Genomic DNA, 24,990 nt, shown 5'->3' with positions numbered 1-24,990 from the left:
AATAGGGGACTCGCAGTGGCAAAGATCAAATCAAAATTCACTTGTCAGGAATGTGGCTATGAATCACCCAAATGGATGGGACGCTGCCCAGGGTGTGGCGAGTGGAATACCTTGGTGGAAGAGCGTGAGTCCCGTCACGCCCCGGGTCGCTCTGGGGTAGCCGCCACCGGGGTTCGCAAGCGGGAGGCCACTCCGATCACGGAAGTCGTCCAATTAACACAGCCCCGCGCCGATACCGGCATCCGTGAATTAAATCGCGTGTTGGGCGGAGGATTGGTTCCCGGTTCGCTGATATTGGTGGGAGGCGACCCCGGCATTGGAAAGTCGACGCTGCTGTTGCAAGCAACCCATCGCTTAGCCGGGCGGGATTTTCCGGTACTATATGTATCCGGGGAAGAATCGACGGAACAGACCCGGTTGCGTGCCGATCGATTGGAGGCATTGGATCCGCGCTTATTTGTGGCGGCAGAGACGGATCTGGAATCGGTTGAAGCGCTGGTGGAGGAGATTCAGCCGAAGCTGCTGGTGGTGGACTCCATCCAAACCATCTATCAACCGGATGTTACATCCGCACCCGGTAGCGTTGCGCAAGTGCGGGAATGCACCGGACGTTTAATGCGGCTGGCCAAAGGGAAAAATTTGGCTATCATCATCGTGGGCCATGTGACCAAGGAAGGCGCGATCGCCGGTCCCCGCATGTTGGAACATATGGTGGATTGCGTTCTTTATTTTGAAGGGGAGCGCCATCACACCTATCGCGTACTGCGGGCGGTGAAGAATCGATTCGGTTCCACCAATGAAATCGGCCTGTTTGAGATGCGGGCCCAAGGTTTGGTGGAGGTAGAAAATCCGTCAGAGATGTTTTTGTCAGAGCGTCCCCATGGTGTGGCTGGCTCTGCGGTTACTGCCAGCATGGAAGGAACCCGGCCGGTGTTGATTGAACTGCAAGCACTCGTTTCGTCGACCAGTTTTGCTACACCGAAGCGAATGGCTGCCGGGATGGATCACCATCGTGTCACCATGATTATGGCGGTTTTAGAAAAACGGCTGGGACTGTTTTTGCAAAACCAAGATGCCTATGTCAATGTGGTGGGTGGAGTGAAACTGGGTGAACCGGCTGTCGATATGGCGGTGGCGATCAGTCTGGCTTCCAGTTTTCGCGACAAACCGACTCGCCCCAAGGATGTTTTTATCGGGGAAGTGGGCCTCACTGGAGAGGTGAGAGGGGTAAGTCGCCTAGAACAGCGTGTATCCGAGATACGCAATATGGGCTTTAAGCGAGCGGTTGTACCGGCCAAAAACCGGCGTGGGTGGACACCGCCCGCTGATGTGGAGATGGTGTGGGTCGATACATTGGAAGAAGCGTTGGAAGCAGCATTGGGAGGGTCAGATCGTTGAAAGAAGAGATAAGAAAAAACAACTTCAACCATGAAACACTACGTATGGTAGCACCGGGAACGCTGTTTCGGGAGGGCCTGGACAACGTTTTAGGAGCGAAAACAGGGGCACTAATCGTAGTCGGTTACGACGAGGGCATGCGGGAACTGATGGATGGAGGGTTCCATATCGACTGTCCGTTTGCTCCCGCCTATCTGTACGAATTGGCGAAGATGGACGGGGCCATCATTTTATCCAACGATGGGCGCCGCATCTTGTATGCCAATGCCCAACTCGTTCCCAGTTCCTCCATTCCATCGACAGAGACGGGAATTCGGCATCGCACCGCTCAGCGGACGGCACGGCAAACCGGTAAGCTGGTAATCTCGATCTCCCAGCGACGCAATATCATTACCCTGTATCAGGGAAACAGCCGGTATGCCTTAAAAGACCTCGGCGTCATTTTAACCAAAGCAAATCAGGCGATTCAGACGTTGGAGAAGTACAAATCGGTACTGGATCAATCGATGACCAATCTGTCGGCGCTTGAATTTGAAGAATTGGTCACCTTAAGCGAGGTGGCCATGGTGATGCAGCGTATTGAAATGGTGCTTCGCATCAAAAGTGAGATCGAAAGCTATATCAATGAGCTGGGCACCGAGGGGCGACTGATCAGCATGCAGCTGGAAGAGCTGGTGGTTCATGTGGAAGAGGAAGCCCATCTGGTGATACGGGATTATTGTCGCGAACCTTACTCACAATCACCGGAAAGTATCTTAAACCAGTTGGATAAACTCTCCGCCGACGAATTGCTGGAACATGCCAATATCGTGCGTATTATGGGTTACAGTGGAAACAATAATCTGCAAGAAGAAGCGGTTTCACCCCGGGGATACCGCATTCTGCACAAGATTCCGCGCCTACCGGGTCCGATCATTCAGAAGTTGGTTAGTCATTTTGAGTTTCTGCCCCGGGTCATGCTGGCTACGATTGAGGAGCTGGATGAGGTGGAGGGAATCGGGGAAGTGCGCGCCCGCGCCATCAAAGAAGGGTTAAAGCGAATTCAGGAGCAAGTCTTTATTGACAGACATATCTAAATTCCCTAGAATGGAAACACCATATTGTTAAATACTGAGAGGAGGAGATGGTATCCTCCCGCCCACCAGGCGGTACTTTTTCATTTTAACAGGAGGTTCCCCCCATGTTTGCAAGAGCATTGCCCAATATTTTTACTGTCGGGAACTTGTTTTTAGGCATTGTTGCGATGATTCTCGCCATCCAAGGTGAATGGAAATACGGTGCGATCATGGTTATTATCAGTATGTTTTTAGATGGGTTGGATGGCCGGGTAGCGCGGATGCTGAACACCCAGAGTGAATTTGGTAAAGAGTTGGACTCCCTGTCGGACGTGATCTCTTTTGGAGTCGCTCCTGCACTAATCATGTATACTTCTATTCTTCATGAACTGGGTATCTTCGGTTGGCTAATCACTGCTATTTTTCCAATTTGCGGGGCGCTCCGATTGGCGCGTTTCAATGTTCGGCCCGGTATCCCGGGTTATTTTATCGGCTTGCCGATCACAGCGGCGGGTGGGGTTTTGGCTACAATGGCCCTGTATAGCGATATGGTTGCCAGCCCGCTGTTATTAGTGATGGGAATGCTGATTCTTTCCTATCTGATGGTGAGTCGGCTCAAGTACCCCAACTTTAAACGTCTGGGGATTCCGCGTAGCGTTTATTGGATCTCTCCGTTGATCATTATTCTGTTGGCTTGGCTGGTGGCTCGATACCCGGAGGAGTTTCCTAAGATCGTCTTTATTCCGCTGGCATTGTACGCCTTTTTCGGCCTGAGGCGCAGTATCTCCCGCCGCCGCAAACGAAATGCGGATGAGCCGGTGGAAGAATTAAAACCGTAAAGTTGCAGTACAACCGAAAGCAAACGAGCGCTTATATGAAAGCGCTCGTTTTTTTTCCTGAGTGACATCTTTTTGCTTAAGAAACCCGTTATAGTTTATAGGTTTGTCCGAATCGACATCGCGTAGCTGAGTAAATGTGGCGACAAGCGGAAATCGCAAAAAGGAGAGTAGTTGTTTTATTTTTCTACAATAAATTAGAAAAAAAGGGAGGAGTTTTTTATTGAAAGAGAGAATCCGTGTAAGTACCCGTACACTCCCTTTATTTTCCGCTTTTATCGCAAATTGAACACACCCAGCGTCGACAGTTTTTGACTCTCTGTTTCAATCACTTCTTCCAAGCGGATGTCCAATAAGTTGCACATTGCTGTCAGATAGAATAAATTTTTACCCATTTCCTCTTTGATTACATCAAGACAATGATCGCACAGACCGCCGACCATATGCGTGTCCAACGAATCTTTTACTTGGTTGAGATCCTGTTCAGCTTGAAAAGGTTGGCGGGAGGCTTGAACTTCGATACATCCGCATTCCGTCACGGCTTTAACCATGGCGCGGTTAACGCGGCTATTGGATTCTTGATACTTGGAGGAGATGTCCAAAACACTACGATGGCGAAGTAGCAAATCGGAGACTTGTTGTTGAAAGGGGTCTAAGCCTATGCTATCCATTCCTTTCACCTCTTTTAGTTCCGAGAACCCGTTGTTGACGGGGTTGGGCAAAATATCGGAAGCGACTGAAAATTTTCCGCAAGAATATTATAGCTGTGATTTGTAACAAGTGTCAATTTTCCAGATAAAAGATGGGCTCTCTACTTCAATAGAAAAAACTATTGACGTTCTTAGCTTCAATGTGCTAATATATTCATTTTAAATTTATTGACATTCCTCCGCGGTTGTGATATCTTGGAAAATGGATATTGCCCTTGGAGGTGGGTTTTTTGTTCAATATCGGCGACAAAGTGGTCTACCCCATGCATGGAGCAGGCATTATCGAGTCCATCGAAGAAAAAGAGATCCTCGGCCAGTCCCAACATTATTATGTAATGCGGATGCCAATCGGCGACATGAAGGTGATGATCCCCATGTCCAAGGTGGAATCCATCGGTTTGCGGGAAGTGGTTAGCGAGGAGACGATCACAGAAGTGATCGAGCGCCTGGGAGAAAAGGATCCAGATGTCTCAAACAATTGGAACAGACGATACCGGGCTAATCTGGACAAGATGAAGAGCGGCGATATTTATGATATGGCCGATGTCGTACGTTGCTTGATGCTCCGCGACCGGGAAAAGGGGTTGTCCACGGGGGAGCGTAAGATGTTGGACAATGCTCGCCAAATCCTGATCAGCGAATTGGTGCTTGCAAAGGAAATGGACGAAAACCAGGCTTTCGGGCTCCTGGATGAAGTGATCTGTTCGGAGGAAAAGGCTTCCAGTTAACGGGTTTTACGGGGTGTACGGGAATCGATCCTCAACGATCGCAAACAATAGGGTTTTCATTCATCGAGATTGTCTATAATGCTAATGAGGAGGTGAACCCCGTGTTAAAGAGATTTGTGCAGATCGCTTTTGCCTTGATGGGAGCCACACTCGGGTTTACATTGGGACCGCTTGCATTTGAGGCGCTCCAATGGAATCCTCCGGCTCCCCCATACGTTGGAGCCGCTGTGGGGGCAATCATGCTGTATGTGTTGACCCTGTGGCTCTCCCAACCCATTGTACAATGGATACAATGGAGTGAGGAGCGACTGGTTAAGATTCCCGCCGCGGATGTATTGTTTGGAGCACTGGGATTGATCTTCGGTCTTATTGTCGGATTTCTGATCGAACCTCCCTTGTCCGAACTTCCGATTCCCGGCGTTTCCTCGGTTCTTCCCTTCCTGGCCTCGGGCATTTTGGGATACTTAGGTTTCCGGGTCGGATATAAGAAACGGGATGAATTGATGTCCGTCTTTACGATGGGACGTCAAACCAAAGACAAACGAAAAGAAAAAGAAGCCCGCGAGGTTGAACATAAGATTTTAGATACCAGTGTCATTATTGATGGACGAATTGCCGATATCTGTCGGACGGGCTTTTTAGAAGGAACGTTGGTAATTCCTAGCTTTGTGTTGGAAGAGCTGCAACATATCGCTGATTCCTCTGATGTGCTAAAACGAAATCGGGGGCGGCGCGGTCTCGATATTTTGAACAAAATCCAAAAAGAACTCAATATGCGTGTTTTGATCTATGAAGGGGATTTTGAAGAAGTGTCGGAAGTGGACAGCAAATTGGTTAAGTTGGCTAAAGTACTTTCCGGCAAAGTGGTGACCAACGATTTTAATTTGAATAAAGTATGTGAGTTACAAGGGGTAAAAGTGCTCAACATCAATGACTTGGCCAATGCGGTCAAACCCGTCGTCTTACCAGGGGAAGAGATAAACGTACAGGTGATCAAGGACGGGAAAGAACATGGTCAAGGCGTTGCATACTTAGATGATGGTACAATGATCGTGATCGAAGGTGGCCGCGAATACATCGGGGAACGGATTGACGTATTGGTCACCAGTGTGTTACAAACATCTGCAGGGAGAATGATTTTCGCCAAACCGAAACTGTTGGAAAAGGCGCTCTAAGCGCGTAAAACACCGAGAGCAGGCCCGGCGACGGGAAACGCCGTCTCCGGGCACTCTTGTGTTTGAGAGGAGATTGGTGGAGACTTGAGTGTGGGTGTAGTCATCCCGGCAGCTGGAAAAGGAAAACGGATGAAAAGCGCTGTCAGCAAGCAATTCCTCGATTTGTACGGTGAACCGATCTTCATTCGGACGCTGCGTGTGATGACGACTCATCCCGCAGTGAAGCACACGGTTGTGGCAGCTGGTCGTGATGAGATGGCACAGGTGGAGTCGCTGTTGGCTGAATACGGACTTTCGTCCTCAGGGGTGGAAGTGGTCCCTGGTGGACGGGAGCGCCAACAGAGTGTATTTGAAGGGTTGAAGCGCCTGCAGTCGGAGTGGGTCCTCGTCCATGACGCCGTGCGCCCGTTTGTCTCCCATGAGCGCATCACCGCTTTGTTGACGGCAGCGCAGGAGACAGGGGCGGCGATTTTGGCGGTTCCGGTGAAGGATACGATCAAAGAGGTGGAAGCGGGTGTCGTTTCCCATACCCTGAAGCGTAGTCGCTTGTGGGCGGTGCAAACACCCCAAGCTTTTCGTCGCGATCTCCTGCTCCAGGCCCATCAACAAGCCGATTCAGATGTCCCGGCGACGGATGATGCGATGTTGGTGGAGGCGATTGGCGCCTCGGTACGTATTGTGGCAGGGGAATATGACAATATCAAATTGACCACGCCGGAAGATTGGGTGTTAGCCGACGCAATCTGGAAAAAGAGGAGTATGGAACAGTGAAGATCAAAGTGGGACAAGGCTTCGATGTCCATGGGTTTGCCCCGAACCGCCCTTTGATTTTAGGTGGGTTGGAAATCCCGTACGAACGGGGGTTGGAGGGACATTCGGATGCAGATGTACTATTACACGCGATTACGGACGCGATCCTAGGAGCGATCGGCCAGGGGGATATCGGCCGGCATTTTCCCGATACGGATCCCGCTTATAAAGGGGCGGACAGCGCGGAGCTGCTGCAATCCGTCTGGAATTTGGTGGAGCAGGCGGGGTATCGTTTAAGCAACCTGGATGCGACACTGATTGCACAGAAACCGAAAATGGCTCCCTATATTCCGGCGATACGGGAGCGTGTGGCCGCCTTGCTGCAGGTGGATGTGGATGATATCAACGTAAAGGCGACCACCACGGAACACCTTGGGTTTGTCGGCAGAGAGGAAGGTATAGCGGCGATGGCCGTTGTCTGTTTGCTCCGGGGTGAGTGATACAGATGAGGAAGGAGAGGGAACAACATGAGCACGATTCGAACCCGGTACGCGCCTAGTCCGACGGGGCATTTGCATATCGGCGGGGCGCGGACGGCACTATTCAGCTATTTATGGGCTCGCAAAAACGGCGGCTCCTTTGCGGTGCGCATTGAAGATACCGATGTGGAGCGAAATGTGGTCGACGCTGAGAAAAAGCAGTTGGCCGGGTTAAAATGGTTGGGAATCGATTGGGATGAGAGTGTCGATATCGGGGGGCCTTATGCACCCTACCGTTCGATGGAACGGGTGGATATCTACCAAAAATATGTAGAACAGCTGCTGGAAGCGGGTCAGGCTTATCGCTGCTATGCGACTCCGGAAGAGTTGGAAGCGGAACGGGAAGAGCAGTTGGCCCGGGGCGAGGCACCCAAATACAGCGGAAAATACCGTGATCTCACGCTGGAGCAGGAAGAGGCGTTAAAAGCCCAAGGGCGTGTTGCCTCCATTCGCTTCCGTGTGCCGGAAGGGCAGACCATCACCGTGAAGGATGTGGTGCGGGGAACGGTTTCCTTTGACTCCGACGGCATCGGCGACTTTATCATTGTGCGTCCGGATGGACGTCCCACTTATAACTTTGCAGTGGTTGTGGACGATGCGCTGATGAAGTTTACCCATGTGGTGCGAGGCGAGGAGCATATGTCCAACACTCCACGCCAGGTGCTCGTATATGAGGCGCTGGGGTTCCCGGTGCCGGTGTTTGCCCATGCTTCCCTCATCCTCAACCCGGAAGGCAAAAAGATGAGCAAACGGGATGAGTCTATTATTCAATTTATCGACCAGTACCGCGATCTCGGCTATTTGCCGGAAGCGGTGATCAACTTTTTGGTGCTGTTGGGATGGGCTCCAGAAGGCGAAGAGAAAGAGCGGGAGCTATTTACCAAGGAAGAGTTGATTGCACGCTTTTCCCTGGAGCGCGTCTCCAAGGCGCCGGCAGTGTTTGATCCTGGCAAACTGAAATGGATGAACAACCATTACATTAAAGAATCATCCGTAGAACGGATCGCCGACTTAGCGTGGCCCCATCTGGAGCGTGCCGGGCGCGTTTCCGCCGATCCGGATGAACAGGAGCGGCAATGGGTTACCCGCTTGGTGGGGTTATACCAAGAACAGCTGGACTACGTGGCCCAAATCGTCGATCTGACCACGCTCTTCTTCCACACAGAAGTGGAATACAGTGAGGAAGCGCGTGAAGTTCTCAAGGGAGAGCAGGTGCCCCAGGTTTTGGCCGCCTTTATGGCTGAACTGGAAAAAAGTGAAGACTCCCATGTATCGGCAGATGAGGTAAAAGGGATGCTAAAAACGGTCCAAAAAGCGACCGGACACAAAGGGAAACAGCTGTTTATGCCTGTGCGGGCGGCGGTTACCGGACAAACCCATGGCCCCGATCTGCGGGAGACGATTTCGTTATTGGGGACAGAGACAGTGATCAGCCGGTTACGCCATTTTTTGGATCACACCTCCTCCTGTTGAGATAAAGTGTGTTCCGATGGGTTGTTTCTGCAGATTTCGTTGAGTCTCTACACGTCTGAAGGCGGGGGATTCTGGGGTAGTTCGCGTCCGCAGCTTACTGTAAAATCGGATTTTCGACAGCAGGGGGACGAGAATCTCACCGCCACCCCGTTAAGGTTGATTCATTTTTGCTATAATAGGAGTAAAGGCAGTTATGAGACTAACTACAGATGAATGAAATCGGGCCCGAGCCCACTTTGGCATCCATCGAATTATATTAAGATGTAGTTCGGAAGGATCACATCCGCGAAGAATGCGGATACAATAAAAATAAAGCGAGCAATGATCGGGAGAGTACGGCGGCAGACTACACTTCAGAGAGGGACTCCTCGGCTGAAAGAGTCCTGTGTATTCGCTGTCGGAAATGCACCCGTGAGCGAATACCCCGAAACACAAGGTGTAGGGGAGACGGTACCCGCCGTTATCGGGTTGAGCGGGTCGCTTTCAATGCGGCCAAGCAGAGTGGAACCACGGATAAAACCGTCTCTGCAGCCAATTGGCTGCAGTTTTTTTATTTTTAGCGAAAGGGGGCCCTCATGATGGAACCATCTGTACAGAAGGAAAAGGGAGGAATTCGTTCTCTCTTAAAATCCGATATCGATGCTGTTTTTGATCGCGATCCGGCGGCACGCAACACGTTTGAAGTGGTTTTGACCTACTCAGGCTTGCATGCCGTTTGGCTTCATCGATTTGCCCACTGGCTGTTTCACAAGAAGCAACTTCTGCTCGCGCGTATCGTTTCACAGCTAAACCGGTTTATCACCGGGATTGAAATCCATCCGGGGGCCCGGATTGGGCGCGGCCTCTTTATCGACCACGGGATGGGAGTTGTAATCGGTGAAACTTGTGAAATCGGCGATTATGTCACCATCTATCAAGGCGTCACCCTGGGTGGAACCGGTAAAGAAAAGGGAAAGAGACACCCGACGGTAGAAGATGGTGTTTTGATCGCCTCTGGGGCTAAAGTGTTGGGATCGATCCGGATCGGCCGCTGTTCCAAGATTGGAGCCGGCTCTGTCGTGCTGCGGGAGGTGCCGCCCAATTCAACCGTGGTAGGGGTTCCCGGCCGCGTGGTGATGCAGGACGGAGTAAGAGTTCCCGCTCGAACCGACCTGGATCAGGTAAATCTACCCGATCCAGTGGAAAATAACTTGCGTTCGTGTCAGCACGAAATTGAACGTTTAAAACGGGAAATCGAGGATTTGCGACAGCAACTGAAAACCGTGCGAGAGGAGCAAGAACAGGATGTCACTGCGCGTGTACAACACCCTGACGCATAAACTGGAAACCTTTCAGCCGTTGGAAGAGGGAAAAGTCCGCATGTACGTCTGCGGCCCGACGGTATACAACTATGTCCACATTGGCAATGCCCGGGTGTTTGTCTTCTTTGACGTTGTGCGCCGCTATTTGCAAGATAAGGGGTATGACGTCACCTATGTGCAAAACTTTACCGATGTGGATGATAAATTGATCCAGCGTGCCCAAGAAGAAAATACCACCGTCCAGGAGATGGCGGAGCGTTATATCAACGCTTATTTTGAGGATATGGATGCGATTGGCGTCAAGCGGGCGGATATCCATCCGCGGGCAACGGAGCATATTGCCGAGATGCAGGAAGGGATCGAGCGGTTGATTGAGAAGGGGTATGCTTACGCGGTGGAAGGGGATGTTTATTATCGAGCCCTTCATAAAAACGATTATGGAAAGCTATCCCATCAATCCCTGGAAGAACTGAAAGCGGGCGCCCGTGTGGAGGTAAACGAGCGCAAAGAAACGCCCCTCGACTTTGCGTTGTGGAAGAGCGCCAAATCGGGAGAAATCGCCTGGGAGAGCCCCTGGGGAAAAGGGCGTCCCGGCTGGCATATCGAATGCTCCGCCATGTCAAAGAAATACCTGGGAGATACCCTTGATATTCATGCTGGGGGAACTGATTTATGCTTTCCCCATCATGAAAATGAAATCGCCCAGAGCGAAGCGTGGACGGGTAAACCCTTTGCACGTTACTGGTTGCACAATGGCTACATCAATATGGGCAATGAAAAAATGTCCAAATCCCGCGGCAACATTGCCACTGTGCACGATCTCAGAAAAAAGTTTGAGCCGCGAGCGTTGCGCTATTTTCTCCTGTCTGCTCATTACCGTAATCCGATCGCTTTTAGCCATGAAACGATTCAACAGATGGAGAGCGGATTGGAACGCATCGATACTGCTGTGATTAACTTGCGCCACCGTATGAAGAGCGCCTTGGACGGTGGAGTGGAGGCGGATGTGGTAGCGGCGTTAGCGTCTTTATCCCAACGCTTTACTGCTGAGATGGACGACGATTTTAATACCGCCAACGCCATCAGTGTTCTGCACGATTGGGCAGGGTTAGCCAACGAGGTTCTCTCCCGGCCGACAGTTTCTCGCAGCACATTGGAGGAGTTGTTGGACTGGATGAAACAAAGGGGTGCCGATATCCTCGGTCTGGTCGATCTGGCGGAAGAGGAAGATCTGGATGTGACGGTGGAGTCTTTGATCCAGGAGCGGCAGCAGGCCCGTGCCAAACGTGATTTTGCCCGTGCTGACGTTATCCGCGATCAGTTACAGGAAATGGGGATCATTCTGGAAGACACACCCCAGGGTGTGCGCTGGCGGAGGAAATAAGGATGAAACGATTGCACATGTGGATGACAGAGGAAGTAGGAGCCAAGCGAGCGGAGGAGTTGAACCCGTTGCTGTTGGCCTATCTCGGGGATGCGGTATATGAAGTCTTTATCCGTTATCATCTGGTGGCTCAGGGCAAAATCCGTCCCAACGAATTGCACGGGCGGGCGGTACAGTTTGTCTCCGCTGTCTCCCAAGCACGAGCCGTACATCAGATTGAACATCTGTTGACGGATGAGGAGAAAGATATCTTGCGTCGGGGGCGCAATGCCAAATCCGGCGGCGTTCCCAAAAATGCAAAAGCCTCGGAATATCGTACCAGCACCGGTCTGGAAACGTTGATCGGGTATTGGCATTTAAAAGGGGAGGCCGAACGGCTTCAAGACATAATGGAACAAGTGATTCTTGCATTGGAAGAGGGCGAAGGCGATGGAACATGAATGGGTAATGGGGCGCCAACCGGTACGGGAAGCGCTGACTGCCGGTCGACAGACAGAAAAGCTGTTGCTGGCGGAAGGGGCGCATAAAGGAAAAGGGGGGCTGGGTTCCCTATTGGAATTGGCGGCGGAGAAGCGAGTGCCTGTGCAGACTGTTCCGCGGCGAAAGCTGGATCGGCTGGCCCAAGGTGGCAACCACCAAGGGGTGATGGCCCAGGTGGCTTCTTATACCTATGCGGAAGTGGAGGATCTGTTCCGCCGGGCGGAAGCGCAGGGAGAGGCTCCTTTTTTACTGCTGCTGGATGGCATCGAAGATCCCCATAACCTGGGTTCGATCCTGCGTACCGCCGATGCGGCGGGCGTTCACGGCATTGTGATCCCCAGTCGTCGGGCGGTGGGCCTTACTCCCGTTGTAGCTAAAACATCCGCTGGCGCGATTGAGCATGTGCCTGTCGCCCGAGTAACCAATCTAAATCGTCTGGCCGCCGATTTAAAGGAGCGGGGTGTATGGCTGGTAGGCACCGATGCCGCTGCCAGTGAAAGCTTTGCCGCTGTTGATTACAGTCTCCCTGTCGCCCTGGTGATCGGCAACGAAGGTAAAGGTATCAGCCGGGTGCTGAAGGAGCGGTGTGACTTTTTGGTACGGCTGCCGATGAAGGGGCGGGTTCCTTCCCTCAATGCCTCGGTCGCGGCGGCGTTATTGATGTATGAAGTGATGCGCGGGCGGGAAAGTGGTCAGGTGTGATCAATGGATGAATGGCTGATCGTAGATGGATACAACATCATCGGTGCTCATCAAAATTGGGATCGGATTCCCTTGGAAGAGGCGAGAACACGCTTGATTGAACTGTTGTCGGAATATCAGGCCAGTTCCGGCCGTCGGGTGATGGTCGTCTTTGACGCGCATCGCACACCGGGTGGAGAGAGCGAAGAGAAGCTGGGAAACATCATTGTTCGCTATACCCGAGAGCATGAAACGGCTGATCAACTGATTGAACGGCTTGTCAAAAAAAATCGAGCCACCGGACAACGCCTGTATGTGGCTACCTCGGATTACCTGGAACAGCGAATGATTTTCGGGCAAGGGGCGTTTCGCGTCTCCGCCCGGGAATTGTTGCAGGAGATCCAATCGATGAAGCGGGAGATCTCTCGACGGATTGAAGAGGAGAGCAGTGGAGGGAAGCAAACCCTGGGTCAAGGATTAAACGGGGAAATATTGAAACAACTGGAATCGTTACGACGGAAAAAATAGGTGGAAATTTGACGTTTTTGTTTCAACTCAGATATAATAAGTTTATCCTGGTTACCAGCCAACGGGTCGGAGGGATGAAGGTGAGCGTCAATCTTCAGTGGAACACGATGTTAAACTACGAAACGATGGCTGACGAAGAACTGGTGGAGTCTGTACGTTTAGGAGACGGTGTGGCGCTGGAGCAATTGATTAACAAATACAAAAATTTTGTCAGGGCCAAAGCGCGTTCCTACTTTTTGATTGGGGCTGATCATGAAGATATCGTTCAGGAAGGGATGATTGGGCTTTACAAAGCGATTCGTGATTTTCGCGGAGATAAGCTTGCATCGTTTAAAGCTTTCGCCGAGCTGTGCATAACCCGCCAAATTATAACGGCGATCAAAACGGCGACACGTCAAAAACATATCCCTCTCAATTCTTATGTCTCCCTGGACAAGCCCATTTATGACGAAGATTCCGACCGCACACTGATGGATGTGTTGACGGGGGGACGCGTGTCGGATCCGGAAGAATTGTACATTAACCAAGAGGAATTCGATGACATCGAGGATAAAATGTCGCAAATTTTAAGCGAGTTGGAGCGGCAGGTGTTGATGCTGTACTTAGATGGGCGATCCTATCAGGAAATCGCCGTTGATTTAAACCGTCATGTTAAATCGATCGATAACGCATTGCAACGGGTCAAACGAAAGCTTGAACGTTATCTGGAAATCCGGGAGTTTACCCCTTAGACACCGTCGGTGTGTTTAGACTGCCGTCATACTCCTTAGGTATATTGCATCGGCCCTCGAGGGTTGTCGGTGAAATCTGCCTACCCACACATCGAATTTCTGCTGCAGGGATCAAGCGGGAAAGAGCGGCAGCCGGGGTTTGGCCGGAATTGTTTTTACAGAAAAGTTTAGATGGTTGGTGCAACCCCATTTGGGGTTTTTTATTTACATTCTTTCCTTACATCGTACCCGATTCGACAATAACCGTCATTTTCCTCCTTATTTATCGCAAAAGATTTTGTGATGGAGAAGAGGGGAACGATTTCGGTGTAGTTCCCTTTGTACTAAAGCACAAGTCTCGCTACAGTTACTCCGTTCCCTAGTCTTGCTTTGCACTAAAGCACAAGTCTCGCTACAGTCACTTCGTTCCTTAGTCTTGCTGCCGATGCGGAAAACACATGCGCATACTTTGAAGAAATACAACCCAGGAGACGAAAAAACCCCCTCCTAGCAAAAGGATTGGTCGGTCCCGCCGCTAGGATGTGGGGTTCTTGGCCTCAGCTTCGCTCGGATGGGGACTCCCATCTCGTCGATGAAATGCACCCTACAATGGGTTCCAGGCTGGTACCTGGGGTCATTTGTAGTTTATGCTCATTTTTATATTAGCGTACCATCGAAGGGTTGATATTATCGGGAACGGTCAAAGATCAACCTTATGTTCCATCCAGACATTGGGCTCAATATAAACCCCTTCATCTTTTGATAAACTTATTTCAAGAGGGGCGAGTCCGCCGGGAATCACATATTGTCCGTCGCTCATAAATCGCATGCCCGTCCATTCTTCCCATTGCTTTACTGTAGCAGGAATGATAGAAGCAGTTGACATCACCTTTAGGATAGTCGCCTCGAGTCGCTCATGTGTACGTATCCACGGATCAAACAGCAAGCCATCATCACGCCGCCATTTTAAGTACTCCTCCATGGGCAGAAGTGGATACCGTTGTTTATGATTGGGACGAACCGGAACAACCAGTGAGGAGAAGTCATGCTGGGAGGCGATATGCTTCATTGCCAGTAACACATCACGACTAATTCCTCTTCCTTGGTGTTTTTCCACTACTAACCCTGCTGTAGCACAAAGGACGTTAGGGGTTCCGCGTGCATGTAAGATGCGTTCAAAGTTTTCGGGTAAATCTTCTAAAGTCCCATCCCATTCCAATGGAACGGTTACCCCGCCCCCCACCATTTCTTCTCCTTCAAACAGTGCGAACTGAAAGGGAAGATGCCGTTCTAACATGGAATCCCAATAATCACGAGTGGGCGGATCGCCTTGAAAGAGAAAAGCAGGGAAAGATTTAAGAGTTAATTCGTTAATCTTTGATAGGAGTTCAGGTTTTTCTTCTGCCGTATGAACGGTAAATCGAGAAGAAACATTAGGCATCAATAGGCTCCGCCTCCTCCTTTTTATTGAAAAGCATTTGTGCGCTTTTACCAACCACTAAATGCATAACAGCAGCAACTACAAAAGCATCAATACCCGCAGCACCTGTCAAAGTGAATAACTCCAACCCCCCTTCTTCCTTTGTCATGGTCATAAGCCCGACAAGGGAAGAAGTGAACCATGATATCATAGGAACCCAGTAAATCCGGGCGATTTTTTTATTTTGAATGAAAACAAATAAAAATCTGGCTCGATTCAGCAAGAAATATTCAATAATATAAATTGCTGCAACCGGAGCAAATACTAGCGCTAAGATGTTGACAAATTCAACTAAAGAGTCAACTAACTTTATATAGGTTAAAAAGGCTCCAAAGAGACCGATGCCGAGCGTTAGCATGGACTTCGGAACGGATCGGAAGATATTTGACATCGATAAGCCGCCAGAGTACAGATTGTTATCATTGGTTGTCCACTGTGCTAGGATGAGGATAACTACTGCCCAGGCTCCCCAACCAACCCCGACCATCACTTGAATCACATTATCAGCACCTGTAATTCGGGACATAATTACTGCCGCACTCATCATCATGCTATTTCCAATAAAGAGACCAACGAAACCGGATAAGAATGCTGTCTTTTTTGTTCGTGCCCAACGAGCGATATCAGGGGAGATTACACACATCCCAATCCAGCTTCCCACTACCATCGAAATGGCGGAACCCATGGTAATAGTGATACCTGTGTTCGGCTCAACCAGAAACCAATGCTCTGGGGAATGAGCCGAGATCTTACCGATAAGTCCTCCTAATAGAAAAAGCATGAGTGGAACGGCGATTGAACTGAGTCGTTCAATGACGATGAATCCCAGAGTGGCGGTTAACGTCATTAACAAGGCGCCAATAACCGCTAACCACTGATCGGATACTTCTGTTCCAGTTAACGATAAAATAAGATAACTTGCTGATTCGCCAAACAATCCCGCTTGAATTGCAAAGAAACCGAGTAGCATAAAAAAGAGTGAATATGAGAGAATTCGTGACCCAATTTCTCCAAAGACAAAGCGGGAAATCATAGCTGTAGATAAGCCGGTCGCTCCTCCAATGTAGGAAACCAACCCCCCGATTACTCCCATGATGATGTTCGATATAAGGATTGATGTGATCGCATCTTTCACAGTCATTCCCGTGCTTAAATATACACCCAGCGATGCCCCGACTAAATCAGTTCCCATTCCTATCCACACGAGTGCGATCAGTAGCCACGCTCTTCGTTCTGGTATAGGGATGGGTTGACGAGCATAATCATCTTTTACAAAAAAACCAGTACCAAACTCTCGCAAATTTTACCCACCTCGCTATCAAAAGTGGAAACAGTTGAAATATACCATATTTTATTTCTTGTGAATAGACACTTAATGAATGCTTAATAGGAATAAATCTAGGGGCGAAGGAGACGTAGTGGACAGCCGTTCATCGTTGAGAGGAAAAGAGGCGCGAAGGTAGAAGTTGAAACCCAGACCTACTTTGTCACAAGTTGAATAGTTTTAGCGTTTCCATTTGCGTCTATAATGGAAAGACAAGCTCTGGGTTTCATTGACATTCCTGATCGTGTATGATAAAGTTGTTTGGGTATTTTTAATTACGCCCGTGATTCCCGTCTGCGGATCGGTTCTGGACAAGGAGGTGTTTGGCATGCGGGTACTGGTGACGTTAGCCTGCACGGAATGCAAGGAACGCAATTATTCAACCACCAAAAACAAACGGAAACATCCGGACCGGATGGAGTTTCGCAAGTTCTGCCCCCGCTGCAACGGGCATCGAGCGCATCGTGAAACCAAGTGATCGCAAACACTGCGATCGATTTCTCTCATGGGGGGAACAGACATGGGTTTTCTCGGCCGACTGGGCAGAGGCATCAAGAGAAGCTTCACCGGTATGATCAACTTTTTTCGTGGTGTTGGAACGGAGTTAAAAAAGGTGAGCTGGCCCACTCGCCAAGAGCTGTTCAAATATACCCTGGTTGTTCTGGTGACCGTTACCCTGGTGACGATCTTTATCACGTTGCTCGACTTGGGCATTGGGAGCTTAGTGGAAATGATCACCGCTGCTTGAGGAGTGGTCCGAATTTGTCATAAGGGGGGACAGGGTGTCGCGCCCTGAGTGCATGGAGAAGAATTGGTATGTGGTCCACACGTATTCCGGCTACGAGAACAAAGTGAAGACAAACCTGGAAAAGCGTGTACATTCGATGGATATGCAAGATAAAATCTTCCGTGTGCTCGTTCCAACGGAAGAGGAAATCGAAAACAAAGACGGCAAGAGGAAGACCGTCCAGCGCAAGGTTTTTCCGGGATACGTTCTGGTCGAGATGGTGATGACCGACGACTCGTGGTACGTGGTGCGCAATACCCCGGGAGTAACCGGATTTGTAGGTTCCACGGGGTCAGGATCGAAACCGACCCCTCTTATGCCGGATGAAGCACAAACAATCCTCAATCAGATGGGGATGGAGGAAGCCCGGCCAAAAGTGGACTTTACCGTTACTGAGAGCGTCAAGGTGAAAGAGGGTCCCTTTGCCGATTTTGTCGGTACCATCGAGGAAGTGGACGTCAATCGCCAGAAGCTAAAGGTGCTTGTAAATATGTTCGGTCGGGAAACCCCAGTGGAGCTCGACTTTTTCCAAGTGGAAAAAGTTTGAGCAAGGATCTTCCATTTGCGCGCCCATTGTGGTAGAGTAGTCGTGTTTGGGTTTGACACTTCCGGTAAGTGCTTCATTAAATGTGGGAGGGTTTTACCCGAAGAAACCACAATTTAGGTAGCCCGGCATAATCTGTGCCGGACGAGAAGTTTTACGCGACATCGACGCTGAAGACTTCTAGAGAAGGGAGTTGGATGGTGTGGCCAAAAAGGTTTCAAAAGTTGTGAAGCTGCAAATTCCCGCCGGAAAAGCCAATCCGGCACCGCCTGTCGGTCCTGCGTTGGGGCAAGCCGGTGTTAACATCATGGGCTTCTGCAAAGATTTTAACGCCCGTACCGCCGATCAGGCTGGAATGATTATCCCGGTGGAGATCACCGTGTATGAAGATCGTTCCTTCGACTTCATCACCAAAACACCGCCGGCTGCGGTGCTGTTGATGAAAGCCGCTGGTGTGGAAAAGGGTTCCGGGGAGCCCAATAAGAATAAAGTAGCTTCCGTCAAGCGGGATAAAGTTCGCGAGATCGCCGAACTAAAAATGCCTGACTTGAACGCTGCCAATGTAGAAGCAGCCATGCGCATGGTGGAAGGAACCGCCCGCAGCATGGGAATCACTGTTGAAGATTGACGGTTCATCCCTTTATTCGGCCGCCACGGGCTGATGAGGGGAGTGGGAGGATGTTCCGTTATGACCACGAAGGGAGTGATAAACCGTGGCTAAACATGGCAAGAAGTATCAGGAATCGCTGAAGAAGATCGACCGGGAACAAGCCTACGAAGTGGAAGAAGCGTTGCGCTTGGTGAAAGAAGTGGCCCCGGCCAAGTTTGACGAGACCGTAGAGGCGGCGTTCCGTCTGGGTATCGACACCAAACGGGCGGACCAACAGGTGCGCGGAGCGGTCGTATTGCCCCACGGAACCGGTAAGACCAAACGGGTTCTCGTTTTCGCCAAAGGTGAAAAAGCGAAGGAAGCCGAACAGGCTGGAGCCGATTTTGTGGGCGAGGAAGATCTCGTCAACAAGGTAACCCAGGGCTGGCTCGACTTTGACGTCGTCATCGCCACTCCGGATATGATGGGCCAAGTCGGGAAATTGGGACGGATTTTGGGCCCCCGCGGTCTGATGCCAAACCCGAAGACCGGCACTGTTACCTTTGAGGTAGCCAAAGCCATCGGCGAAGTAAAGGCGGGTAAGATCGAGTATCGTGCGGATCGGGCGGGCAATGTGCACGCTCCCATCGGTAAGGTCTCCTTCGACGATGACAAACTGGCCGAAAACTTCCAAGTGCTGATTGAAACGCTGGTAAAAGCAAAGCCAGCCGCTTCCAAAGGTCAATATTTGAAAAACGCTTCTGTCTCATCCACGATGGGGCCAGGGATCACGGTTAACACCAGCCGTTTTGTTTGATCCCGCGTTTAATCCATGAACCCACAATGAAATACAGCCATTACCGTAGACAGCAGGGGCACTTGGTGCTTAATTTTTCCTGCCGAGGTGTTGTGAGACAACTCGTACTCATTATGGGTTGTTCCCGGCCTTCGACTGTCTGCGAAGGCTTTTTTCATTGGGGTGAGTAATATTTTGAGGAGGTGTGTCCGTGTCCACTCAAGCGATTGAACAAAAGAAGCAAATCGTGGCTACGATTGCGGAAAAACTGCAAAACAGCAAAGCGACGGTGCTGACTGACTATCGCGGATTAACCGTTGCTGAGATGAATGAGCTGCGCAAACGGCTGCGCGAAGCTGGTGTGGAGTATCAGGTGTTGAAAAACACCATGACCCGCCGCGCTACTGCCGAAACCAACTACACGGAACTGGATGAGCATCTGGTGGGACCGATCGCCATTGCATTCTCTGCTGATGATGTAGTGGCTCCGGCCAAAGTGCTGCACCAGTTTGCCAAAGATCATAAAAACCTGGAGTTGAAGGCGGGGATTGTGGAAGGCAGCGTCGTCGGTGCTGATGATCTAAAGGAATTGGCCGATCTGCCGTCCCGGGAAGGGCTCTTGTCGATGTTGCTCAGTGTGTTGCAAGCGCCGATGCGCAACTTCGCCTTGGCAGTCAAAGCCGTTTCCGAAAAAGAAGAAGGCGGAGAAGGCACCCAAGCTTAATGCTTGGTCTCATTGCCTCGTAACTGTAGGAAAAAGCAATCGAAAACATTTACTCTAACTGGAGGGTTTATTATGAGCAAAGAGCAAATCATTGAAGCCATCAAAGGCATGAGCGTGCTCGAACTGAACGACTTGGTAAAAGCGATTGAGGAAGAATTCGGCGTAACCGCTGCTGCTGCTGTAGTCCAAGGTGGCGGAGGCGGTGGAGCTGAAGCCGCTGAAGAACAAACGGAATTTGACGTAGTTTTGACCAACGCTGGTAGCTCCAAAATCAACGTCATCAAAGCTGTGCGCGGTATCACCGGCTTGGGCTTAAAAGAAGCCAAAGCATTGGTAGACGGCGCTCCCGCTCCGGTAAAAGAAGGGGCTTCCAAAGAAGAAGCCGAAGAAATCAAATCTAAGTTGGAAGAAGCCGGTGCTACGGTGGAAGTGAAGTAACCTGCCACCAGCCAGCCGGGCCCGCTGGCGTTGCGTCGGCGGGCTTTTCTCATTTTGAGGGGTGAACCCATGACTGATCATTATTACAGCTCGCAGCCGACGGGAGAGAGCGATCAGCGAGAATTGACCGCCCGTTTGCGGGGACATGCCTTCTATTTTCGTTCCGATGCCGGTGTTTTCTCCAAAAAGGGGGTCGACTTCGGTACACGTCTGTTGATCGAAACGGTAGATCTTCCTGAAACCGGCACGATCTTGGATTTGGGGTGCGGCTACGGTCCTGTCGGAATCGCTTGTGCTGTATTTGCTCCAAAATGTCAGGTGACGATGGTGGATGTAAATCGCCGGGGTCTGATTCTAGCTGAAATCAACGCCAAGAGAAACGGCGTAGAAGACCGGGTAGACATCCAAGTTAGCGATGGATTGGCCGATCTGGGAGAGAAGCGCTTTGATGCCATCTTAACCAATCCGCCGATACGCGCAGGCAAGGATACGGTATATCGGCTGTTTGAAGAAGCGGCTCACCATCTGAATCCTGAGGGCAAATTGTGGGTTGTGATTCGCAAACAACAAGGGGCTAATTCGGCGAAAGAAAAGTTGGAATCTCTTTTTGCGGAAGTGGATCTGGTCTTGAAAAAGAAAGGGTACTGGATTTTGTGCGGAAAAAAGAGTGAAATTTAGCCGTTGACACCCATTGTTGGATGTGATATCGTTTTAGAATGCTAAAACCCAAAGTCTGTGAATTGCAGGATTCAACAGCAAGGGTGTTTTTTGTTGTGTGAATAAGAACTCTCAAATGAGGCAACCCTGTATGAATAGACCTTCATGATTGGTAAAATGAGGTATCGCAGGGTGATTTATATATTTTATACGTTTTTGTCGATCAGCAGCCATTGGTGTGAATAATGGAACGGCGGGAGATTGAATCGTCTTTCGCCAATCGACTGGGTTCGAGGGGGGAGCTCGTTTGGCAGGTAAACTGGTCCAATACGGTCGGCGGCAACGGCGCAGTTATGAGAGAATCAATGAAGTTCTCGAATTGCCCAACCTGATCGAGATCCAGCAGAAGTCCTATGATTGGTTTCTGGAGAATGGTCTGAAAGAGATGTTTCAGGATATTTCTCCGATCGAAGACTTTACAGGAAACTTGGTGTTGGAGTTTATCGACTATACGTTGGAAGAACCCAAGTATTCTGTGGAAGAGTCCAAAGAACGGGATGTCACGTATGCGGCGCCCCTGCGCGTCAAAGTCCGTCTGATCAACAAAGAGACGGGTGAGGTGAAGGAGCAGGAAGTTTTCATGGGGGATTTCCCCTTGATGACGGATACGGGTACGTTTATCATCAACGGCGCTGAACGTGTCATTGTCAGCCAGTTGGTACGTTCCCCTAGTGTCTACTATAATAGCAAAGTCGACAAAAATGGAAAACCCACCTTCACCGCCACGGTGATCCCGAATCGTGGGGCTTGGCTGGAATTTGAAACCGACGCCAAAGACATCATCTATGTACGCATTGATCGTACACGGAAGATTCCGGTGACGGTACTTTTGCGTGCACTCGGCTTTTCCAGCGATGCTGAAATCCTGGACTTGCTAGGCGAAGATGAATACATTCGCAATACCTTAGATAAAGATAACACCGGTAATACGGAAAAGGCGCTCATTGAAATCTACGAACGCCTGCGTCCCGGTGAACCGCCGACGGCGGATAACGCCCGCAGCCTTCTCTTTTCTCGCTTCTTCGATCCCAAACGATACGATTTGGCTAATGTGGGCCGTTACAAGATGAACAAAAAGCTTCACATCAAAAATCGATTGATCAATCAGCGCCTAGCAGAATCCGTCATCGATCCGGAAACCGGCGAAATTATCGCTGAAGCGGGTCAAGTGTTGGACAGACGGCTGATGAATCGGCTGATGTCGATTTTGGAAGCGGGGGCATACGGTCAATACGAATACTCCGTTCGCGGAGGGGTGCCGGAGGATGGTTTGATCCATCTGCAGTCCATTAAAATTTTCTCCCCGGCGGAAGATGGAAAAGTGATCAAGGTGATGTCCAACGGCGAAATTGATCGTTCGGTGAAAAACATTACCGCTGAAGATGTGATCGCCTCTATCAACTACTTTATCAACCTGCTGCACGGAGTTGGCAATACCGACGATATTGACCATTTGGGTAACCGTCGTCTACGCTCGGTGGGCGAGTTGCTGCAAAACCAGTTCCGGATCGGGCTTTCCCGGATGGAGCGGGTAGTGCGGGAGCGGATGTCGATCCAAGATGCCAACGCCATCACCCCGCAGGCTTTGATCAATATCCGGCCGGTAATCGCTTCGATCAAAGAATTCTTTGGCAGCAGCCAGCTGTCGCAGTTTATGGATCAGACCAACCCGTTGGCGGAGTTGACCCATAAACGGCGCTTGTCCGCTCTTGGACCCGGCGGTCTCACCCGTGAGCGGGCGGGTATGGAAGTCCGAGATGTTCACCATTCCCACTACGGCCGGATGTGTCCGATTGAGACGCCGGAGGGTCCCAACATCGGGTTGATTAACTCGCTGTCCTCTTATGCCCGCATCAACGAGTACGGCTTTATTGAGACGCCGTACCGCAAGGTAGATCCGGAGACCGGTCGAGTAACGGGCGAAATCGTCTACCTGACGGCGGATGAGGAAGACAACTACTATATCGCGCAGGCCAATGCCGAGCTGGATGAAAATAAGCAGTTTGTGAATGAACAGGTGGTTATCCGCTACAAGGAAGAGATTATGCCGGTACCGCGGGAGCGCGTCGACTTTATGGACGTTTCGCCCAAACAGGTCGTGTCGGTGGCTACCGCTTGCATTCCCTTCCTGGAAAACGATGACTCCAACCGTGCCTTGATGGGTTCCAACATGCAGCGGCAAGCAGTGCCGCTCTTAAAACCGGAATCTCCCTTTGTGGGTACGGGAATGGAGTATAAAGCGGCACGGGACTCCGGTGTGACCATTCTGGCAAAACGACCGGGTGTGGTGGAGCGCGTTACCGCTGATGAGATTTGGGTGCGGCATGAAGAAGAAGTAGACGGTCAGATGGTACGGGGCGATCTGGATAAATATAAGCTGCATAAATATATCCGTTCCAACCAAGGAACCAGCATCAACCAGCGCCCCATCGTCCGCCACGGCGAACGGGTGGCGACAGGAGATACGCTGGCGGATGGTCCTTCCACCGAGCAAGGGGAGATGGCGTTGGGACGCAACGTCGTCGTCGCCTTTATGACTTGGGAAGGGTATAACTACGAGGATGCCATCCTCTTGTCCGAGAAACTGGTAAAAGAAGACGTCTACACTTCGGTTCATATCGAAGAATATGAGTCGGAGGCACGGGATACCAAGCTGGGGCCGGAAGAGATCACCCGTGACATTCCCAATGTAGGGGAAGAAGCTCTCAAAAATCTGGATGAGCGAGGCATCATCCGCATTGGGGCTGAGATTAAATCCGGCGATATCCTCGTTGGCAAGGTAACCCCCAAAGGGGTGACGGAACTGACCGCTGAGGAACGGCTCCTACATGCTATTTTCGGGGAAAAAGCACGGGAAGTGCGCGATACCTCTCTCCGCGTCCCCCATGGAACCGATGGGATTGTCGTCGATGTAAAAGTGTTTGAACGGGAAAACGGCGACGAATTGCCGCCGGGCGTCAACCAATTGGTGCGTGTCTACATCGCGCAAAAACGGAAGATTTCCGAAGGGGACAAAATGGCGGGACGCCATGGAAACAAAGGGGTTATCGCCCGCATCCTGCCGGAGGAAGATATGCCTTTCCTGCCTGACGGCACCCCAGTGCAAGTAGTGTTAAATCCGTTGGGTGTGCCTTCGCGGATGAACATCGGTCAGGTGCTGGAAGTACACTTGGGGATGGCCGCCCGCCAGATGGGCCTCCATATGGCGACACCAGTCTTTGACGGGGCGACAGAGCAAGACGTGTTTGACTCCTTGGTGGAAGCGGGGTTGGATAGGGACGGTAAAACGACGCTCTTTGACGGACGAACCGGTGAACCGATGGAAAACCGGGTAACCGTCGGCGTGATGTATATGATTAAGCTGGCACATATGGTAGACGACAAGATCCATGCTCGTTCTACCGGACCGTATTCACTGGTTACGCAGCAGCCTTTGGGCGGGAAAGCCCAGTTCGGTGGGCAGCGCTTTGGTGAGATGGAAGTGTGGGCATTGGAAGCCTACGGTGCCGCCTACACATTGCAAGAGATTCTCACCGTCAAATCGGACGATGTGGTCGGACGTGTGAAAACCTATGAGTCCATCGTCAAAGGTGAAAACGTCCCTGAGCCCGGTGTACCGGAATCCTTCAAGGTTCTCATCAAAGAGCTGCAGAGCCTGGGGATGGACGTTAAGATTTTGGCGGAGGATGAACAGGAAATCGAGATCCGTGAAATCGACGAGGACGATGAACCGACCAGTGACAAAATCGGGTTGGAGATCGACGGCGGCCACGCCGATCGGAACTCTTCGTGATTCGCACGTCGGGCCTCGATACGCGAGGCGACTGCCATCAAAGGGTGGCT

At 50.8% G+C, this 24,990-nt stretch carries 26 protein-coding genes and 2 other annotated features; of the genes, 23 read left to right on the top strand and 3 right to left on the bottom strand.

The genetic code is table 11. From position 1 onward, the window contains the following. The first annotated feature begins 15 nt into the window (after positions 1–15). From radA to pssA, 3 genes are all read left to right on the top strand, one after another. Positions 16–1,398: a DNA repair protein RadA gene (gene radA / locus C8J48_RS16485; RefSeq protein WP_107728361.1), complete on the top strand. Its 1,383-nt coding sequence runs from the start codon at positions 16–18 to the stop codon at positions 1,396–1,398. Positions 1,399–1,442: 44 nt separating this feature from the next. Beyond that, entirely contained in the window at positions 1,443–2,474 is a 1,032-nt protein-coding gene (disA, locus tag C8J48_RS16480) for a DNA integrity scanning diadenylate cyclase DisA (protein WP_245891277.1), read from the top strand. Between the two features lie 104 nt (positions 2,475–2,578). After that, entirely contained in the window at positions 2,579–3,292 is a 714-nt protein-coding gene (gene pssA, locus C8J48_RS16475) for a CDP-diacylglycerol--serine O-phosphatidyltransferase (RefSeq protein ID WP_107728359.1), read from the top strand. Between the two features lie 272 nt (positions 3,293–3,564). Here the strand turns inward: pssA and C8J48_RS16470 are convergent, their stop codons facing one another. Further along, entirely contained in the window at positions 3,565–3,960 is a 396-nt protein-coding gene (locus tag C8J48_RS16470) for a nucleoside triphosphate pyrophosphohydrolase family protein (RefSeq protein WP_107728358.1), read from the bottom strand. Positions 3,961–4,229: 269 nt separating this feature from the next. Here C8J48_RS16470 and C8J48_RS16465 point away from each other — a divergent pair, with 269 nt between their 5' ends. From C8J48_RS16465 to sigH, 11 genes are all read left to right on the top strand, one after another. Further along, the gene (locus tag C8J48_RS16465) at positions 4,230–4,727 is read left to right on the top strand and encodes a CarD family transcriptional regulator (RefSeq protein WP_107728476.1); all 498 of its coding nucleotides are present in this window, start codon (positions 4,230–4,232) and stop codon (positions 4,725–4,727) included. Between the two features lie 101 nt (positions 4,728–4,828). Continuing rightward, positions 4,829–5,902 carry a PIN/TRAM domain-containing protein gene (locus C8J48_RS16460; protein WP_107728357.1) on the top strand — a complete coding sequence of 358 codons (1,074 nt, stop codon included), beginning with the start codon at positions 4,829–4,831 and terminating at the stop codon, positions 5,900–5,902. A gap of 84 nt (positions 5,903–5,986) precedes the next feature. Beyond that, positions 5,987–6,673, top strand: a complete 687-nt coding sequence (ispD, locus tag C8J48_RS16455) for a 2-C-methyl-D-erythritol 4-phosphate cytidylyltransferase (RefSeq protein ID WP_107728356.1) — start codon at positions 5,987–5,989, stop codon at positions 6,671–6,673. After that, complete coding sequence (ispF, locus tag C8J48_RS16450; RefSeq protein ID WP_107728355.1) at positions 6,670–7,152, top strand: 2-C-methyl-D-erythritol 2,4-cyclodiphosphate synthase; 483 nt, start codon at positions 6,670–6,672, stop codon at positions 7,150–7,152. The genes ispD and ispF overlap by 4 nt, the downstream gene beginning before the upstream one ends. A 27-nt stretch (positions 7,153–7,179) precedes the next feature. Then, positions 7,180–8,664 (top strand): glutamate--tRNA ligase, encoded by a 1,485-nt coding sequence (gene gltX / locus C8J48_RS16445; RefSeq protein ID WP_107728354.1) that lies wholly within the window; start codon positions 7,180–7,182, stop codon positions 8,662–8,664. A gap of 312 nt (positions 8,665–8,976) precedes the next feature. Further along, positions 8,977–9,194, top strand: a binding site (T-box leader). A gap of 48 nt (positions 9,195–9,242) precedes the next feature. Continuing rightward, positions 9,243–9,983 carry a serine O-acetyltransferase gene (gene cysE, locus C8J48_RS16440; protein ID WP_281261229.1) on the top strand — a complete coding sequence of 247 codons (741 nt, stop codon included), beginning with the start codon at positions 9,243–9,245 and terminating at the stop codon, positions 9,981–9,983. Continuing rightward, positions 9,949–11,349: a cysteine--tRNA ligase gene (cysS, locus tag C8J48_RS16435; RefSeq protein WP_107728353.1), complete on the top strand. Its 1,401-nt coding sequence runs from the start codon at positions 9,949–9,951 to the stop codon at positions 11,347–11,349. Before cysE ends, cysS begins: the two co-directional genes overlap by 35 nt. A gap of 2 nt (positions 11,350–11,351) precedes the next feature. After that, positions 11,352–11,789, top strand: coding sequence for a Mini-ribonuclease 3 (locus C8J48_RS16430; RefSeq protein ID WP_245891267.1), 438 nt, complete (start codon positions 11,352–11,354; stop codon positions 11,787–11,789). Next, positions 11,779–12,531 (top strand): 23S rRNA (guanosine(2251)-2'-O)-methyltransferase RlmB, encoded by a 753-nt coding sequence (gene rlmB / locus C8J48_RS16425; protein WP_107728352.1) that lies wholly within the window; start codon positions 11,779–11,781, stop codon positions 12,529–12,531. The genes C8J48_RS16430 and rlmB overlap by 11 nt, the downstream gene beginning before the upstream one ends. Positions 12,532–12,534: 3 nt before the next feature. Continuing rightward, positions 12,535–13,038: an NYN domain-containing protein gene (locus C8J48_RS16420; RefSeq protein ID WP_107728351.1), complete on the top strand. Its 504-nt coding sequence runs from the start codon at positions 12,535–12,537 to the stop codon at positions 13,036–13,038. Positions 13,039–13,112: 74 nt separating this feature from the next. Beyond that, positions 13,113–13,769: an RNA polymerase sporulation sigma factor SigH gene (gene sigH / locus C8J48_RS16415; protein ID WP_425430489.1), complete on the top strand. Its 657-nt coding sequence runs from the start codon at positions 13,113–13,115 to the stop codon at positions 13,767–13,769. Between the two features lie 679 nt (positions 13,770–14,448). Here sigH and C8J48_RS16410 read toward each other — a convergent pair. Then, positions 14,449–15,192, bottom strand: a complete 744-nt coding sequence (locus C8J48_RS16410) for an N-acetyltransferase (protein WP_146160521.1) — start codon at positions 15,190–15,192, stop codon at positions 14,449–14,451. Then, positions 15,182–16,528, bottom strand: coding sequence for a purine-cytosine permease family protein (locus C8J48_RS16405; RefSeq protein ID WP_107728349.1), 1,347 nt, complete (start codon positions 16,526–16,528; stop codon positions 15,182–15,184). The genes C8J48_RS16410 and C8J48_RS16405 overlap by 11 nt, the downstream gene beginning before the upstream one ends. Before the next feature lie 352 nt (positions 16,529–16,880). Between C8J48_RS16405 and rpmG the strand changes: the two genes are divergently transcribed. The 9 genes from rpmG (at position 16,881) to rpoB (ending at position 24,940) form a co-directional block, all read left to right on the top strand. Then, positions 16,881–17,030 (top strand): 50S ribosomal protein L33, encoded by a 150-nt coding sequence (gene rpmG / locus C8J48_RS16400; protein WP_107728348.1) that lies wholly within the window; start codon positions 16,881–16,883, stop codon positions 17,028–17,030. A 42-nt stretch (positions 17,031–17,072) separates the two neighbouring features. Further along, positions 17,073–17,300, top strand: coding sequence for a preprotein translocase subunit SecE (secE, locus tag C8J48_RS16395; RefSeq protein WP_107728347.1), 228 nt, complete (start codon positions 17,073–17,075; stop codon positions 17,298–17,300). Positions 17,301–17,352: 52 nt separating this feature from the next. Beyond that, on the top strand, positions 17,353–17,886 hold the full coding sequence (nusG, locus tag C8J48_RS16390) for a transcription termination/antitermination protein NusG (RefSeq protein ID WP_107728346.1): 534 nt from the start codon (positions 17,353–17,355) through the stop codon (positions 17,884–17,886). Between the two features lie 199 nt (positions 17,887–18,085). Beyond that, positions 18,086–18,511, top strand: a complete 426-nt coding sequence (gene rplK, locus C8J48_RS16385; protein WP_107728345.1) for a 50S ribosomal protein L11 — start codon at positions 18,086–18,088, stop codon at positions 18,509–18,511. 85 nt (positions 18,512–18,596) lie between these two features. Further along, entirely contained in the window at positions 18,597–19,289 is a 693-nt protein-coding gene (gene rplA / locus C8J48_RS16380) for a 50S ribosomal protein L1 (RefSeq protein ID WP_107728344.1), read from the top strand. Positions 19,290–19,314: 25 nt separating this feature from the next. Further along, positions 19,315–19,454: a sequence feature (ribosomal protein L10 leader region), on the top strand. 25 nt (positions 19,455–19,479) lie between these two features. Continuing rightward, on the top strand, positions 19,480–19,992 hold the full coding sequence (gene rplJ, locus C8J48_RS16375) for a 50S ribosomal protein L10 (RefSeq protein WP_107728343.1): 513 nt from the start codon (positions 19,480–19,482) through the stop codon (positions 19,990–19,992). A gap of 72 nt (positions 19,993–20,064) precedes the next feature. Continuing rightward, entirely contained in the window at positions 20,065–20,430 is a 366-nt protein-coding gene (rplL, locus tag C8J48_RS16370; protein WP_107728342.1) for a 50S ribosomal protein L7/L12, read from the top strand. A 69-nt stretch (positions 20,431–20,499) separates the two neighbouring features. Continuing rightward, positions 20,500–21,108 (top strand): class I SAM-dependent methyltransferase, encoded by a 609-nt coding sequence (locus tag C8J48_RS16365; protein WP_107728341.1) that lies wholly within the window; start codon positions 20,500–20,502, stop codon positions 21,106–21,108. A gap of 286 nt (positions 21,109–21,394) precedes the next feature. After that, complete coding sequence (gene rpoB, locus C8J48_RS16360; RefSeq protein WP_107728340.1) at positions 21,395–24,940, top strand: DNA-directed RNA polymerase subunit beta; 3,546 nt, start codon at positions 21,395–21,397, stop codon at positions 24,938–24,940. The last annotated feature ends 50 nt before the right edge of the window (positions 24,941–24,990 follow it).

The sequence above is a fragment of the Desmospora activa DSM 45169 genome (assembly GCF_003046315.1).
GTDB lineage: Bacteria > Bacillota > Bacilli > Thermoactinomycetales > DSM-45169 > Desmospora > Desmospora activa.
Note: the sequence above shows the minus strand (reverse complement) of the source record. Positions and strands in the feature narration are given on the sequence as shown.

Bases quoted from the DNA above. Each gene is read 5' to 3' on its own strand.
- rpmG (WP_107728348.1), top strand. From the start codon at position 16,881: ATGCGGGTACTGGTGACGTTAGCCTGCACGGAATGCAAGGAACGCAAT.
- C8J48_RS16365 (WP_107728341.1), top strand. From the start codon at position 20,500: ATGACTGATCATTATTACAGCTCGCAGCCGACGGGAGAGAGCGATCAG.
- secE (WP_107728347.1), top strand. From the start codon at position 17,073: ATGGGTTTTCTCGGCCGACTGGGCAGAGGCATCAAGAGAAGCTTCACC.
- cysS (WP_107728353.1), top strand. From the start codon at position 9,949: ATGTCACTGCGCGTGTACAACACCCTGACGCATAAACTGGAAACCTTT.
- sigH (WP_425430489.1), top strand. From the start codon at position 13,113: ATGAAGGTGAGCGTCAATCTTCAGTGGAACACGATGTTAAACTACGAA.
- C8J48_RS16470 (WP_107728358.1), bottom strand. From the start codon at position 3,960: ATGGATAGCATAGGCTTAGACCCCTTTCAACAACAAGTCTCCGATTTG.
- rlmB (WP_107728352.1), top strand. From the start codon at position 11,779: ATGGAACATGAATGGGTAATGGGGCGCCAACCGGTACGGGAAGCGCTG.
- C8J48_RS16420 (WP_107728351.1), top strand. From the start codon at position 12,535: ATGGATGAATGGCTGATCGTAGATGGATACAACATCATCGGTGCTCAT.
- C8J48_RS16430 (WP_245891267.1), top strand. From the start codon at position 11,352: ATGAAACGATTGCACATGTGGATGACAGAGGAAGTAGGAGCCAAGCGA.
- disA (WP_245891277.1), top strand. From the start codon at position 1,443: ATGGTAGCACCGGGAACGCTGTTTCGGGAGGGCCTGGACAACGTTTTA.
- pssA (WP_107728359.1), top strand. From the start codon at position 2,579: ATGTTTGCAAGAGCATTGCCCAATATTTTTACTGTCGGGAACTTGTTT.
- rplL (WP_107728342.1), top strand. From the start codon at position 20,065: ATGAGCAAAGAGCAAATCATTGAAGCCATCAAAGGCATGAGCGTGCTC.
- cysE (WP_281261229.1), top strand. From the start codon at position 9,243: ATGGAACCATCTGTACAGAAGGAAAAGGGAGGAATTCGTTCTCTCTTA.
- nusG (WP_107728346.1), top strand. From the start codon at position 17,353: ATGGAGAAGAATTGGTATGTGGTCCACACGTATTCCGGCTACGAGAAC.
- gltX (WP_107728354.1), top strand. From the start codon at position 7,180: ATGAGCACGATTCGAACCCGGTACGCGCCTAGTCCGACGGGGCATTTG.